The sequence below is a fragment of the Alloalcanivorax mobilis genome (assembly GCF_002864685.1).
Classification (GTDB): domain Bacteria; phylum Pseudomonadota; class Gammaproteobacteria; order Pseudomonadales; family Alcanivoracaceae; genus Alloalcanivorax; species Alloalcanivorax mobilis.
In genome coordinates, this window is record NZ_NMQZ01000001.1 from 256,499 (window position 1) to 269,478 (window position 12,980).

Annotated in this window: 14 protein-coding genes; 9 read left to right on the top strand and 5 right to left on the bottom strand. The window is 63.0% G+C overall.

The features are described 5' to 3' along the window. Positions 1-55: 55 nt before the first annotated feature. From CGS25_RS01175 to CGS25_RS01185, 3 genes are read right to left on the bottom strand one after another with little or no spacing between them, the layout of a single operon-like run. On the bottom strand, positions 56-451 hold the full coding sequence (locus CGS25_RS01175; RefSeq protein WP_089033838.1) for an acyl-CoA thioesterase: 396 nt from the start codon (positions 449-451) through the stop codon (positions 56-58). 8 nt (positions 452-459) lie between these two features. Then, positions 460-1,830 (bottom strand): TRAP transporter large permease, encoded by a 1,371-nt coding sequence (locus tag CGS25_RS01180; protein ID WP_089033837.1) that lies wholly within the window; start codon positions 1,828-1,830, stop codon positions 460-462. Continuing rightward, the gene (locus CGS25_RS01185) at positions 1,821-2,384 is read right to left on the bottom strand and encodes a TRAP transporter small permease subunit (RefSeq protein WP_232802191.1); all 564 of its coding nucleotides are present in this window, start codon (positions 2,382-2,384) and stop codon (positions 1,821-1,823) included. The genes CGS25_RS01180 and CGS25_RS01185 overlap by 10 nt, the downstream gene beginning before the upstream one ends. A gap of 274 nt (positions 2,385-2,658) precedes the next feature. On the opposite strand from CGS25_RS01185, the gene CGS25_RS01190 reads away from it, so the two are divergent. The 9 genes from CGS25_RS01190 to arsH all read left to right on the top strand — a co-directional run bounded on the left by CGS25_RS01190 (position 2,659) and on the right by arsH (position 11,658). Then, the gene (locus CGS25_RS01190) at positions 2,659-3,702 is read left to right on the top strand and encodes a PstS family phosphate ABC transporter substrate-binding protein (RefSeq protein WP_101674339.1); all 1,044 of its coding nucleotides are present in this window, start codon (positions 2,659-2,661) and stop codon (positions 3,700-3,702) included. 155 nt (positions 3,703-3,857) lie between these two features. Further along, positions 3,858-5,246 carry a phosphate ABC transporter permease subunit PstC gene (pstC, locus tag CGS25_RS01195; protein ID WP_101674285.1) on the top strand — a complete coding sequence of 463 codons (1,389 nt, stop codon included), beginning with the start codon at positions 3,858-3,860 and terminating at the stop codon, positions 5,244-5,246. A 34-nt stretch (positions 5,247-5,280) separates the two neighbouring features. Then, entirely contained in the window at positions 5,281-6,549 is a 1,269-nt protein-coding gene (gene pstA, locus CGS25_RS01200; RefSeq protein ID WP_089034628.1) for a phosphate ABC transporter permease PstA, read from the top strand. Positions 6,550-6,561: 12 nt separating this feature from the next. Then, a complete protein-coding gene (gene pstB / locus CGS25_RS01205) occupies positions 6,562-7,452 on the top strand; it encodes a phosphate ABC transporter ATP-binding protein PstB (RefSeq protein WP_089033835.1) in 891 nt (296 codons plus the stop codon). A 279-nt stretch (positions 7,453-7,731) separates the two neighbouring features. After that, on the top strand, positions 7,732-8,448 hold the full coding sequence (phoU, locus tag CGS25_RS01210) for a phosphate signaling complex protein PhoU (protein WP_089033834.1): 717 nt from the start codon (positions 7,732-7,734) through the stop codon (positions 8,446-8,448). A gap of 217 nt (positions 8,449-8,665) precedes the next feature. Further along, positions 8,666-8,983, top strand: coding sequence for a metalloregulator ArsR/SmtB family transcription factor (locus tag CGS25_RS01215; protein WP_089033833.1), 318 nt, complete (start codon positions 8,666-8,668; stop codon positions 8,981-8,983). A gap of 25 nt (positions 8,984-9,008) precedes the next feature. After that, complete coding sequence (locus CGS25_RS01220) at positions 9,009-9,512, top strand: arsenate reductase ArsC (protein WP_101674286.1); 504 nt, start codon at positions 9,009-9,011, stop codon at positions 9,510-9,512. Positions 9,513-9,551: 39 nt separating this feature from the next. Further along, the gene (locus CGS25_RS01225) at positions 9,552-10,841 is read left to right on the top strand and encodes an arsenic transporter (RefSeq protein ID WP_101674287.1); all 1,290 of its coding nucleotides are present in this window, start codon (positions 9,552-9,554) and stop codon (positions 10,839-10,841) included. Between the two features lie 112 nt (positions 10,842-10,953). Next, positions 10,954-11,658, top strand: coding sequence for an arsenical resistance protein ArsH (gene arsH / locus CGS25_RS01230; RefSeq protein WP_101674288.1), 705 nt, complete (start codon positions 10,954-10,956; stop codon positions 11,656-11,658). A gap of 102 nt (positions 11,659-11,760) precedes the next feature. On the opposite strand, the gene CGS25_RS01235 is transcribed toward arsH, so the two are convergent. Beyond that, on the bottom strand, positions 11,761-12,321 hold the full coding sequence (locus CGS25_RS01235; protein WP_089033829.1) for an HdeD family acid-resistance protein: 561 nt from the start codon (positions 12,319-12,321) through the stop codon (positions 11,761-11,763). Positions 12,322-12,420: 99 nt separating this feature from the next. Next, positions 12,421-12,960 (bottom strand): YaeQ family protein, encoded by a 540-nt coding sequence (locus CGS25_RS01240; RefSeq protein ID WP_089033828.1) that lies wholly within the window; start codon positions 12,958-12,960, stop codon positions 12,421-12,423. Positions 12,961-12,980 lie beyond the last annotated feature (20 nt).

Sequence of the window (12,980 nt, forward strand, 5' to 3'; positions counted from 1 at the left end):
GCTCTGAAACCAGGGGGTTTTAGCGTCCGGCGTCAGGCGTCCGGCGTCTAGCGTTCTACCCCCGCACCGCCCGGGTGCGACCATTCTCATCGATGGCCACGAACGTAAAGTGGCCTTCGGTGACTTTGGCCAGGCCGCCCAGGTCTTCGCGTATCCACACCTCCACCAGAATCTGCATGGAACTGCGGCCGATGTCCTGCAATTGGGTGTAGCAGCTGACCACCGCGCCCACCGGTACCGGGCGCAGGAATGCCATGGAATCGATGGCCACCGTGGCCACCCGCCCCTTGGCCGTGGCGCGGGCGGTCACCGACCCGGCCAGATCCATCTGTGAAACCAGCCAGCCGCCGAAGATGTCGCCGTTCCAGTTGGCGTTCTGAGGCATGGCGATGGTTTGCAGCGCCAGGGTGCCTATCGGCTGAGGCATGTCGTCGAGAGAATGATCAGTCATGTTGTTATTTATCCGTATAAAAGACCCGGCAGCCAGGTGGCCAGCTGAGGGAACAGGCCAAGAATGCCGAGCATGGTCAACTGAATCAGAATAAAGGGTATCACGCCTTTGTAGATGTCGGCGGTACGCACTTCCGGTGGTGCCACGCCGCGTAGATAAAACAGCGCGAAACCGAATGGCGGGGTCAGGAATGAGGTCTGCAGGTTCAATGCGATCATTACCCCCAGCCAGATCGGGTCCAGCCCCATGCCCAGCAGCACCGGGCCGACAATGGGCACCACCACGAAGGTGATCTCCACGAAATCGAGAATGAAGCCGAGCAGGAAGATCACCAGCATCACCACCAGCGTGGCGCCGACCACGCCGCCGGGCATGTTGTCGAAGAAATGCTGCACCACTTCATCGCCGCCGAAGGCGCGGAACACCAGCGAAAACAGGCTGGCGCCGATCAGGATCATAAACACCATGGTGGTCACGCGGGTGGTGCTGCGTACCACTTCGCGAAGAATGTGACGGTCAAGATGGCGATTCATCATTGCCAGCAACAGGGCGCCGAACGCGCCCACGCCGGCGGCTTCCGTGGGGGTGGCGTAACCGCCCAGGATGGAACCCAGCACGGCGATGATCAGTACCAGTGGCGCAAGCAGCCCCTCGATCAGCGAAATCGGCTTGCCGTCTTCGGTGCCGGGCTGGCTCACCGGTGGTGCCTGCTCCGGTTTCAGCCAACTGATCACCATCACGTAAATCAGGTACATGGCCACCAGAATCAGACCCGGAATCATCGAGCCGACGAACAGGTCGCCCACCGACACCGTGTCCAGTGACCAGATGCCCTGGCGCAGCTGTGCCTCCTGGTAGGCGGTGCCCAGCACATCGCCCAGCAGCACCAGCGCGATCGAGGGCGGAATGATCTGGCCGAGGGTGCCGGTGGCGCAGATCAGACCGGTGGCCAGGCGCGGGTTATAGCCATAGCGCAGCATGGTGGGCAGCGACAGCAGGCCCATGGTGACCACGGTGGCGCCGACGATGCCGGTGCTGGCGGCCAGCAGGGCGCCGACAATCACGATCGCCAGCCCCAGGCCGCCGGGCAGCCGGCCCATCAGCCGGCCCATGCTGGCCAGCAGTTTCTCGGCCACTTTCGATTTTTCCAGCATTACGCCCATGAACACGAACAGCGGCACCGCCAGCAGGCTGGTGTTCTCGATAATGCCGTACAGGCGGCCGGGCAGGTAGGTCAGGTCCGAGGGCGAAATCACACCGGCGACGAGGCCGCCGAGCGCGAACATCAGCGCCGTGCCGCCCAGACAAAACGCCACCGGGTAGCCGGTCAGAAGCACCAGACACGCCACCACGAACATGCCCAGGGGGATCAATTCCATGCGTCCCCCTCATCGTGCTGGGCCACCGGCGGTGGTGTGTTGCCGGCCAACACCAGCCCGTGGCGGATCAGATCGGCGATGCCCTGCAAAATCAGCATCACCGGCAGCACCAGCAGCAGCGTTTTGAGCACGAACACCAGCGGCAACCCGCCGTTGTCGGAGTTCTCCAGGCCGGCCCAACTGCGCAGCACGTAATCCCAGCTCAGCAGCAGAATGGCCAGGCTGACCGGCATCAACAGCAGCAGGGTGCCAAGCACATTGACCAGGGCGTTGCGGCGGGGGCTGAAATGCTGGTAGAAGACGTCCACCCGGACATGCTCATCCAGGGCCAGTGTATAAGCGGCGGCTAGCGTGAACAGGGCGGCGTGCAGGTAGGTGATGCTTTCCTGAAGGGCAATGTTGCCGATGCCGAAGAAGTAGCGCAAAACCACCACCAGCACCATTAATATCACCATCAGCAGGGAAAACCAGGCACACAAGTGGCCGACGGAGCAGCTCAGAGCGGTCAGACGGCGCTGCCAGCGCAGCAGATATTGTTGTCGTTGTGAGATCACGGAACTTCCTTGGCGCGCACCGGCCCCCCGCAAGAAAGGTAAAGGTGGCGCTCTTCGACGTCGAATTGAGCGCGATTATACGGATACCGGGCCTCCGGGTCAGCAAAGTGCCGGCGTAGCGCGGTGGGCGGGCCTGCAAAATGCCATCTTGCGGGTGGCCTGTCACTTGCCTGTCACAAACACCGCCTAGTCTTTGGCTGGCTGATCGAATCCGCCGGCGGGGGGAATGCCGGCCCAAATAACCAGGAGTCTGATCGTGAAACTGAAAACCAACATGATTATTGCCGGGGCGGTTGCCGCCGTGGCCCTGGCCGGTGCCCCGGCCACCGCCTTGGCCCGCGACACCATCTCCATTGTCGGCTCATCGACGGTCTACCCGTTCGCCACCGTGGTGGCCGAGCGCTTTGGCCGCAGCAGCGGCCAGCCGACCCCGAAAATCGAATCCACCGGCTCCGGCGGCGGCTTTAAGCTGTTCTGCCAGGGCGTGGGCACCGACACGCCGGACATCACCAACGCGTCGCGGCGCATGAAGAGCTCGGAATTCGAGATGTGCCAGAAGAACGGCACCAAAGAGATCACCGAAGTCGTGATTGGCTATGACGGCATCGTGCTGGCCAATTCCGCCGAAGCCAAGCACATTGATCTGACCCTCAAGGACATCTTCCTGGCGCTGGCCAAGGAAGTGCCGGACCCGAAGGGCGGTGACAAGCTGGTGGCCAACCCTTATAAAACCTGGAAGCAGGTCAATCCGGAACTGCCGGACATGAAGATCGAAGTGCTGGGCCCGCCGCCCACCTCCGGCACCCGCGATGCCTTCAACGAACTGGCCATGGAAGGCGGCTGCAAGCAAGTACCCAGCGTCAAGGCGCTGAAAGAGAAAGACGAAGACAAGTTCGAAAGCGTCTGCCGCAGTATTCGTGAAGACGGCGCCTTCGTGGAAGCCGGCGAAAACGACAACTTGATCGTGCAGAAGCTGGTCGCCAACCACGGTGCTCTGGGGATCTTCGGGTTCTCGTTCCTGGACCAGAACCGCGGCAAGGTACAAGGTGCGCACATCAATGGCGTGGCCCCCACCTTCGAGACCATTTCCAGCGCCGATTACCCGGTGTCCCGCTCTCTCTACTTCTACGTGAAGAAAGCGCACGTGGGCGTGGTGCCTGGCATTGAGGGCTACGTGAAGGAGTTCACCAGCGAGCGCGCCTGGGGCCCCGAAGGTTACCTCGCCGACAAGGGTATGATTCCGCTGCCCGACGACGAGCGTGCGAAAATGGCCAAGCAGGCCCAGAGCCTGGCGCCGATGACCGGCAAGGAACTCTGAGCAGGACGCAAGGCGAGACAGCGCAGGGATGCGCACCCGAACAGCCCGGCAGCCGATGTTGTCGGGCCGTTTGCGTCACGGTTGAGTTGAAAATAGCGGTTTTCTCGCCCAAGCCCGGCGGCTTGGGCGAGAAAATCCTGAACGGGAGTCGTTGAATGCAAACCGGCAATCTGCTGCTGCTGGTACTGATATTGGTGGCGCTGGCCTATTACCTGGGGCTGCGCCGCTCGGTGGCGCTGGCCCGGCCATTGGGGGGCATTCGCCACCTGCAATCCCTGCCATTCTATTACGCCATGCGCGTGGCCTTGTGGTGCGCGATCCCGGCGCTGGTGGTACTCGGCCTGTGGATGGTTCTGGATGACACCCTGATCCGTCAGTTGGTGATCGGCGGCCTGCCCGAGGGGCTGCGCCCGCCATCCCCGGGGGCGCGCGGTTTGCTGATCACGCAGATCCAGAACGTCGCCAGTGGCGCGCTGCCGAGGGGCTCGGTGGCGCCGGAGCTGGCCGCCGCCGCCGATCGCCTGGTCGGCCTGCGTGGCATCAATCGGTTGGCGCTGGCGGTGGCGGTGCTGGCCGCCGCCATGTTTGGCGCCGCCTGGGGCTGGGCGCGCATTTCGCCGAGGTTGCGCGCCCGCGAGCAGGTCGAGCGCATTCTGCGCGGCTTGTTCATGCTGTGCGCACTGGTGGCGATTCTCACCACCGTGGGCATCGTGTTGTCGGTGTTGTTCGAGTCGATCCGCTTCTTCCATAAAGTGTCACCCATGGAGTTTCTGTTCGGGGTGCACTGGAGTCCGCAAACCGCGTTGCGTGCCGATCAGGTGGCGTCGTCCGGGGCGTTTGGCGCGGTGCCGCTGTTTTTGGGCACCATGATGATTTCCGCCATCGCGTTGCTGGTGGCGGTGCCGGTGGGGCTGATGTCGGCGATTTATCTGGCCGAATACGCGCGCCCCTGGGTGCGCTCGTTCGCCAAGCCGGCGCTGGAGATCCTGGCCGGGGTGCCGACCGTGGTGTATGGCTTTTTCGCCGCGCTGACGGTGGCGCCGTTTATTCGTGGCCTGGGCGAGAGTCTGGGGCTGGACGTGGCGTCGGAATCGGCGCTGGCGGCGGGCCTGGTGATGGGCGTGATGATCATCCCGTTTGTTTCGTCGCTGGCCGACGATGTGATCACCGCGGTGCCCCAGGTGATGCGCGATGGCTCCCTGGGGCTGGGCGCCACCAAGTCCGAAACGATCCGCAAGGTGGTGATTCCGGCGGCGTTGCCGGGGATCATGGGCGGCGTTCTTCTGGCCGCGTCGCGGGCCATCGGTGAAACCATGATCGTGGTGATGGCCGCTGGCCTGGCCGCCAACCTCACCGCCAATCCGCTGGACGCGGTAACCACGGTGACCGTGCAGATCGTCACCCTGCTGACCGGCGACCAGGAGTTCGACAGTGCCAAGACCCTGGCGGCGTTCGCCCTGGGCCTGATGCTGTTTATCACCACCCTGGCCCTCAACGTGCTCGCCCTGCACATCGTCAGAAAGTATCGGGAGCAGTATGAATAAGTCCAGTCACCCGGCCGGCGAAGAGGCTGCCACCGTGAGCCCGACCACCGTGCAAGTGCGCAAAAGCCTGGCGCGCCGTTATCGCGCGGAAAAACGCTTTCGTTTCTATGGCGTGCTGTCGATCTGCATCGGCTTGCTGGCGTTGCTGATACTGTTCACGGACATCATTGGTAAAGGGCACAGCGCCTTCTTCGAGCATTACATCAAGCTCGAGGTCACCTTTGACCGCGACACCCTGGGCGTGGACAACGCCAGCGACAAAGAGCAGCTCGATTACGCCAACTTCGACGGCATCGTCAAGCAGGCACTGCAGGCGCGCTTTGCCAACGTGCAAGACCGCCAGCAACGGCGCGAGCTTAACGAACTGGTCAGCGTCGGCTCCGCCTACCAGCTGCGCGACCAGCTTGTCGAACACCCCGGCTGGCTGGGCCAGAGCCATTCATTGTGGCTGCTCGCCGACGACGATGCCGATCTGTTTTTGAAAGCCGGCGAGCGTGGCCGTGCCGATTCACGGCTTACCGAGCAACAACAGCAATGGTTGGCAGAACTGGAGCGCGACGGTGACACCGAGCGCCGTTTCAATGCCTCGTTTTTTACCCATGGTGATTCCCGGGAGCCGGAGATGGCCGGCATCTGGGGCGCCGTGGTGGGTTCATTCCTGACCATGCTGGTAACGCTGTGTCTGTCGTTCCCGATCGGCGTGGCGGCGGCGATTTACCTGGAAGAATTCGCACCGCGCAATCGCTTCACCGATTTCATCGAGGTGAACATCAACAACTTGGCGGCGGTGCCTTCGATCATCTTCGGCCTGTTGGGGCTGGCGATCTTCCTGAACGTGTTCGGCATGCCACGCTCGGTGCCGGTGCTGGGCGCCGTGGTGCTGACACTGATGACCTTGCCGACCATCATTATCTCCAGCCGCGCGGCGATCAAAACCGTGCCGCCCTCGATCCGCGAAGCGGCCCTCGGGCTCGGAGCCTCGCGCATGCAGGTGGTGTTGCATCACGTGCTGCCTCTAGCGATGCCGGGCATGCTCACCGGCGCCATCATCGGCATGGCCCAGGCGCTCGGCGAAACCGCGCCGCTTTTGCTGATTGGCATGGTTGCCTTTATCGTCGACGTGCCCGGCGGGCCACTTGATCCCGCCACCGTGTTGCCGGTGCAGATTTATCTATGGGCGGACAGCCCCGAACAGGCCTTCGTGGCCATGACGTCGGCGGCGATCATGGTGCTGCTGGCCTTCCTGATCACCATGAATACGCTGGCGGTGATACTGCGTAAACGCCTTGAACGCCGCTGGTAAGGAGCGATGCCCATGGATACCGCCCAATCACTGGATAACCGCGATGCCGAGGCCGGCCGCACGCCGGCAACGCAAGACAAGGATCACCGACCCGCGATGCAAGATACCCCCTATCCCGAGCACACCGTCGGCCATCCGTTTCTTGATGATCCGAAAATGCGATTGCGTGACGTCAATGTGTTCTACGCCGACAACCAGGCGATCCACAATGTCAGCCTGGACATCGGCAAGAACGAAGTGATTGCGTTGATCGGCCCGTCCGGTTGCGGCAAATCCACATTCCTGCGTTCACTGAATCGTATGAATGACACCATCGATATTTGTCGGGTGAACGGTGAATTGTTCCTTGAGCGCCAGGATCTTTACGACTCGAAGATGGACGTGGTGGAACTGCGCGCGCGCGTCGGCATGGTGTTCCAAAAGCCCAACCCGTTTCCCAAATCGATCTACGACAATGTGGCATATGGACCGCGCCTGCATGGCCTGGCGGACAAAAAATACGACCTGGATGAAATGGTCGAGACCAGTCTGCGCAAGGCTGGCCTGTGGGACGAAGTGAAGGACCGCCTGCACGCGCCTGGCACCGGCCTTTCCGGCGGCCAGCAGCAGCGCTTGTGCATCGCCCGCACCATCGCCGTGAGCCCGGAAGTGGTGCTGATGGATGAGCCCTGTTCGGCGCTTGACCCGATCGCCACGGCGAAGATCGAGGAGTTGATTGCCGAGCTTACCGAGTCCTACACCATCGCCATCGTCACCCACTCCATGCAGCAGGCGGCCCGGGTTTCCCATCGCACCGCGTACTTCCACCTGGGTCGATTGATCGAGGTGAACGATACCGACACGGTGTTCACCAAGCCCGAGCACGCTCTTACCGAAGCCTACATCACCGGCCGGTTCGGTTAGGGCCTGTTCACACTAATTTTGATGGCCGCGTTGCTGTCCCAAAGCGGGCCAGGCAAGGCGCGAGAAGAGAGGTTTAGTATGCTAAATAACCGACGAGCAACACTGCCTGGCCCGCTTTGGGGCGCAACCCGAAGGGCCGGGACCGTTTTCGCGCAACCCCGCGTTGCGATTCGCTTGTGTGGCGGCCCACACCGCGCTCACCGCGCCTTGGCTTGCGCGAAAACGGCCTCCGGCGCGACCATCAAAATTAGTGTGAACAGGCCCTAGGAGAGACCCGTTATGGATCGCATGCATTTCGGCCAACACAGTTCGTCCCAGTTCAACGAAGCCCTGGAGTCGATCCGCAACCATTTAATGGAGATGGGCGGACTGGTTGAAAAACAGGTGGTGGATGCGCTCGAGTCGTTGTTACACGCCGACTCTGGCCTGGCTGAAAAAGTGATGCACACCGAGGAAAAAGTCGATCAGTTGGAAATACAGATCGACGAAGAGTGCGCCCGGGTGCTTGCCCTGCGTCAGCCCGCTGCTTCGGACCTGCGATTGATCATCGCGGTGTCGAAAGCGGTGTCCGACCTGGAACGCATCGGCGATGAATCAGCCAAGATCGCCGCCATGGCGTTGCAGCTTTCCGAACAGGGCGAATCGCCGCGCGGTTACGTGGAAGTGCGCCACATTGGCAACCACGTGCGCAACATGCTGCGCGATACTCTGGATGCCTTCGCCCGTTTCGACGCCGACAAAGCCCTGGACGTGGCCGCCGAAGACAACGAAGTGGACCTGGAATACCGCTCCGCGATGCGCTCGCTGGTGACCTTCATGATGGAAGACCCGCGCGCCATTTCCCGGGTGCTCAACATCATCTGGTCGTTGCGCGCCCTGGAACGCATCGGCGACCACGCCCGCAACATCGCCGAGCAGGTTATTTACCTGGTCAAAGGTAAGGACGTGCGGCACATCTCCGTCGATGAGATGCAGAAGCAGGTTAAGAAAGACTGAACACCGGCGGGGGCCTGCAGGCCCCGAGCCGCATGCTCCAAGCTACAAGCCTCAAGCTAAAAAGGTGCTACGTAGCGGCCCTTGCAGCTTGGGGCTTGCAGCTTGTAAGCCTGTCTACACGCAGGGCGTCCCGTCAGGGCAGCTGTGCTCTATTTCTTCTTGGTTTTCTTTAGGCTAATATATCCGTTATTCCGAATATACGGATAAAGGAAGCGCCATGGATCTCAGCCCAACCCGGCTTTGCAAGTGCCTCGGCGATGATCTGCGCCTGGGGTTGATTTGCCTGATGCGGACCGACTCGGAAATCTGCGTGTGTGATCTGGTTGCCGCGCTGGGCGCGCCGCAGTCGACTGTTTCCCGCCATTTGGCGCAGTTGCGCGGGTGCGAGCTGGTGGTGGCGCGGCGGCAGGGCACCTGGATGCATTACCGCCTCAACCCGGCCTTGCCCGATTGGGCGCGCACCGTGATTGAAACCCTTGCCGAGCCGGCCCGCGCGCAACTCGGTCTGTGCGTGCCGGCCACGCTTTGCGGATAACCCTGGAGAAACCCTGGAGAGTGGAATGGAAATGCCTCTGAACCTTCTGTTTCTTTGCACCGGCAACTCCTGCCGCTCGATCATTGCCGAAGCGCTGGCCAATCATCTGGGCGCGGGTCGTCTGCGCGCGCACAGCGCCGGCAGCCACCCCACCGGCGAGGTGCACCCGCGCGCCCTGGCGGTGCTGGCAGGCCATGGGGTGCCGGTCGCCGCGCCGAGCTCGAAATCCATGGACGACCTCGAAGGCGAGCATTTCGATGCGGTGATCACGGTATGCGACGCCGCCGCCGGCGAGGCCTGTCCGATCTGGCTGGCCGACACCAGCAAGAGCCATTGGGGCTTGCCGGACCCGGCCGCCGCGCGCGGCAGTGATGAGCGGATTGACGCGGCGTTCGAGGCCACGTATCAGGCTTTGCAGGCGCGCCTCGTCAGCCTGCTCGAGCTGGAGCTGGAAACACTGCGCCCACTGGCGCTCACCGCCTGGCTGCGGAAAATCCACGAAAGCCATTCAGCGCGCACGTCAGCTTGAAATTGGCGGCATCGGCCGTCGTGATAAAGGGAGAGCACCATGCTGCTTGCCGCGGCCATTTTTATTGTCACTCTGACGCTGGTGATCTGGCAGCCCAAGGGGCTCGGTATTGGCTGGAGCGCGGCGGCCGGCGCCCTGGTGGCGATGCTCACCGGGGTGATTCACCCCGGTGATATTCCGGCGGTGTGGCAGATTGTCTGGAACGCAACCTTCACGTTCATCGCCATCATCATCATCAGTCTGCTGCTCGACGAGGCCGGTTTCTTCGAATGGTCGGCGCTGCACGTGGCGCGTTGGGGCGGCGGTCGTGGACCACGCCTGCTGGTGGCCGTGGTGTTGCTCGGTGCCCTGGTCTCGGCGGTGTTCGCCAACGATGGCGCGGCGCTGATTCTCACCCCGATTGTGTTTGAGATGCTGCTGGCACTGGGGTTCGGCCCGGCCGCTACTCTGGCGTTCATCATGGCCGCGGGCTTTATCGCCGACACCGCCAGCCTGCCGCTGGTGGTGTCCAATCTGGTCAACATCGTGTCCGCCGACTTTTTCCGAATCGGTTTTGGCGAATACGCGGCGGTGATGGGGGCGGTGAATCTGGTTTCGGTGGTCGCGTCGCTGACCGTGCTGTGGTGGATGTTCCGCCGCGACATCCCCGCCGGCTACGACCTGGCCCGGCTAAGAAAGCCGGCCGACGCGATCCGCGACCCGGCCACCTTCAAAGCGGGCTGGTGGGTGTTGGGGCTGTTGCTGGCGGGCTTTTTCATCGCCGAGCCGCTGGGCGTGCCGGTCAGCGCCATCGCCGCGCTTGGCGCGCTGGTGTTGTTCGTGATTGCCCGCCGTGGCGAGCACATTTCCACCGTCAAGGTGCTGCGTGGCGCGCCTTGGAACATCGTGGTGTTTTCCCTGGGCATGTATCTGGTGGTCTACGGCCTGCGCAACGCCGGGCTGACCGATGTGATTGCCGATGGCCTCAATCTGCTCGCCCGCCAGGATCTGTGGCTGGTTACGCTGGGCACCGGTTACATCGCCGCCGGCTTGTCCTCGGTCATGAACAATCTGCCCGCGGTCCTGGTGGTGGCGCTGTCCATCGACGCCAGCCAGGCCGCCGACCTGAGCCGCGAGGCGATGATCTACGCCAACGTGATCGGCAGCGACCTGGGGCCCAAGATCACCCCGATCGGCAGCCTCGCCACCTTGCTGTGGCTGCACGTGCTGGCGCGCAAGGGCATGACCATCACCTGGGGCTATTATTTCCGCATCGGTATTGTGCTGACCCTGCCGGTACTGACCGCCACGCTGCTGGCGCTGGCCGGGTGGCTGGCGGTGATTCGTTAGAAGCCGCAAGCCGCAAGCCGCAAGCTTCAAACGACAAGAGCTCGCACTGGTCACTCGAGGCCTACTTCGAGCGTGCAATTCGTGACGCTGGCTGAACATTGTGGAGAAAACCGTGAACGATTTGCCCAACCTGAAGGCTGACCTGTTGCCGGCCCTCGACCTGCGGCGCCTGGGCGCTGGCGGCGGGGGGGCGCCGCGCATACTGATGCTCTATGGCTCGCTGCGGGAGCGCTCGTTCAGCCGCCTGGTCACTGAAGAGGCGGCCCGCTTGCTGCGGGCAATGGGCGCCGAGGTGCGGGTGTTCGACCCGCGCGGCCTGCCGTTGCCCGACGGCGAGCCCGAGGCCCACGCGAAAGTGGCGGAGCTGCGCGATCTGGCGAACTGGGCGCAAGGTATGGTCTGGTGCTCACCGGAGCGCCATGGCGCCATGACCGGCATTATGAAAGCGCAGATAGACTGGATACCCCTGGCGCTGGGCGGCATGCGGCCCACTCAGGGAAAAACCCTGGCGGTGATGCAGGTGTGCGGCGGCTCGCAATCGTTCAATACCGTTAATCAGTTGCGCGTACTGGGGCGCTGGATGCGCATGATCACGATCCCCAATCAGTCGTCGGTGCCCAAGGCGTTCCTGGAATTCGACGACAACAACCGCATGAAGCCCTCGCCGTACTACGACCGCATTGTCGACGTGATGGAAGAACTGCTCAAATTCACCTGGCTGACCCGCGAGCGCAGCGATTACCTCACCGACCGTTACTCCGAGCGCAAGGAAAGCGCCGCCCAGGTTTCCCAACGGGTCAATCAGCGGTCGATGTAGGGGGGAAGGGGGCCGCAAGTCTCAAGCTACAAGCTGCAACAGCTGGCCGCGCCTGTAGCTTGCCGCTTGCCGCTTGAGGCTTGCAGCGTGAGCCGTACCGGCCTACTGCCTCTGCCGCGCCGCCAGCGCCACCATGATCAGCATCCAACCGTTCATGATCAATTCGATGGCCAGGAACAGGCCGATCACCCAGTCGCTGGATTCCGGCCAGCGCAGGAAAATCAGCAACGCCAGCACCAGGCCGACGAGCCCGCTGACAGCCGGCCACAGGGCGCGACTGACGCGGCTCAGTTCGAACGCCAGCCACAGACGCAGCAGCGCAATGGCGCCGATGCCGAGCGCCACCACCAGCGTCAGCGCCGCCGAGGCGATGCCTGGCTGGGCCATCACATAGACGCCCAGCGCCACGTACAGCAAACCGATCAGCAGCATGGTCAGGCTGCGTGGCAGCCCGGGGGTGCGGAAGGCATGCAACATCTGGATCACGCCGGCGGTGAGCAGCAGGGCGCCGAACCAGATCACCCCCACCAGGGTGAACAGCCCGACCGCGCCCAGGCCCAGGGTGCCGAGCAACACCAGTACGATGCCGACCGCCAGCAGGCCCCGCCAGCGCCGGGCCAGCGTTTCCAAGAGGTCGCGGATACGCGGTTGCCGCGGCTGCATGCTGTGCCTCCTCAACCGAAAAGAAATCCCACCATAGCGCGCCGGTTGCGCCGATAACAGACAGCGGCACGACACTGACCACTGAACACGCCTTAAGTCTTAAGCCTTCCAGTTCTCCAGTTCCACCGCCACGTTGTGGGCGTCGTCGCCGAACCACAGCTGGCCGTCCTGGATCAACGCGTTCAAGCGCATCTGCCGGCTCACCAGTGCCGCCAGCGCTTGTTCGCTGGCGTCGGTGACGTGGCGCACGCAGAGGTTGTCCAGGCGCGCCAGGGCATTGCCATGGCTTTGCCACCATACCATCGGCGCCTGGCGGCCGTAGCAGTACAGCGTCACCTGGCGGGCCAGCCCGCACGCCTTGCGCAGCCGCTTTTCGTCGGGTTGGCCCAGCTCAATCCAGTGCGCCAGGGTGCCGTCCGGGTTGCGCTGCCACAGGTCCGGTTCGTCGCCGCTTGAGATGCCGCGGGTAAACGCCAGATCCTGATTGGCATGCAAGGCGAAGGCCATCAGCCGCAGCATCATGCGCGCTTCGGTTTCAGACGGATGCAACGCCACCGTGAGGGCGTGAGTGGCGTAGTAATCCCGGTCCATGTCCGAGATCGTCAGTTCCGCTTTATGAATGGTGGCTTTCAGGGCCATGGCAATACTCGTTTGCGGGC

What these genes read in the sequence shown, in the direction of transcription:
- CGS25_RS01175 (WP_089033838.1), bottom strand. Translation starts at nt 451, where the DNA reads ATGACTGATCATTCTCTCGACGACATGCCTCAGCCGATAGGCACCCTG.
- CGS25_RS01180 (WP_089033837.1), bottom strand. Translation starts at nt 1,830, where the DNA reads ATGGAATTGATCCCCCTGGGCATGTTCGTGGTGGCGTGTCTGGTGCTT.
- CGS25_RS01190 (WP_101674339.1), top strand. Translation starts at nt 2,659, where the DNA reads ATGATTATTGCCGGGGCGGTTGCCGCCGTGGCCCTGGCCGGTGCCCCG.
- pstC (WP_101674285.1), top strand. Translation starts at nt 3,858, where the DNA reads ATGCAAACCGGCAATCTGCTGCTGCTGGTACTGATATTGGTGGCGCTG.
- pstB (WP_089033835.1), top strand. Translation starts at nt 6,562, where the DNA reads ATGGATACCGCCCAATCACTGGATAACCGCGATGCCGAGGCCGGCCGC.
- phoU (WP_089033834.1), top strand. Translation starts at nt 7,732, where the DNA reads ATGGATCGCATGCATTTCGGCCAACACAGTTCGTCCCAGTTCAACGAA.
- CGS25_RS01215 (WP_089033833.1), top strand. Translation starts at nt 8,666, where the DNA reads ATGGATCTCAGCCCAACCCGGCTTTGCAAGTGCCTCGGCGATGATCTG.
- CGS25_RS01220 (WP_101674286.1), top strand. Translation starts at nt 9,009, where the DNA reads ATGGAAATGCCTCTGAACCTTCTGTTTCTTTGCACCGGCAACTCCTGC.
- CGS25_RS01225 (WP_101674287.1), top strand. Translation starts at nt 9,552, where the DNA reads ATGCTGCTTGCCGCGGCCATTTTTATTGTCACTCTGACGCTGGTGATC.
- CGS25_RS01235 (WP_089033829.1), bottom strand. Translation starts at nt 12,321, where the DNA reads ATGCAGCCGCGGCAACCGCGTATCCGCGACCTCTTGGAAACGCTGGCC.
- CGS25_RS01240 (WP_089033828.1), bottom strand. Translation starts at nt 12,960, where the DNA reads ATGGCCCTGAAAGCCACCATTCATAAAGCGGAACTGACGATCTCGGAC.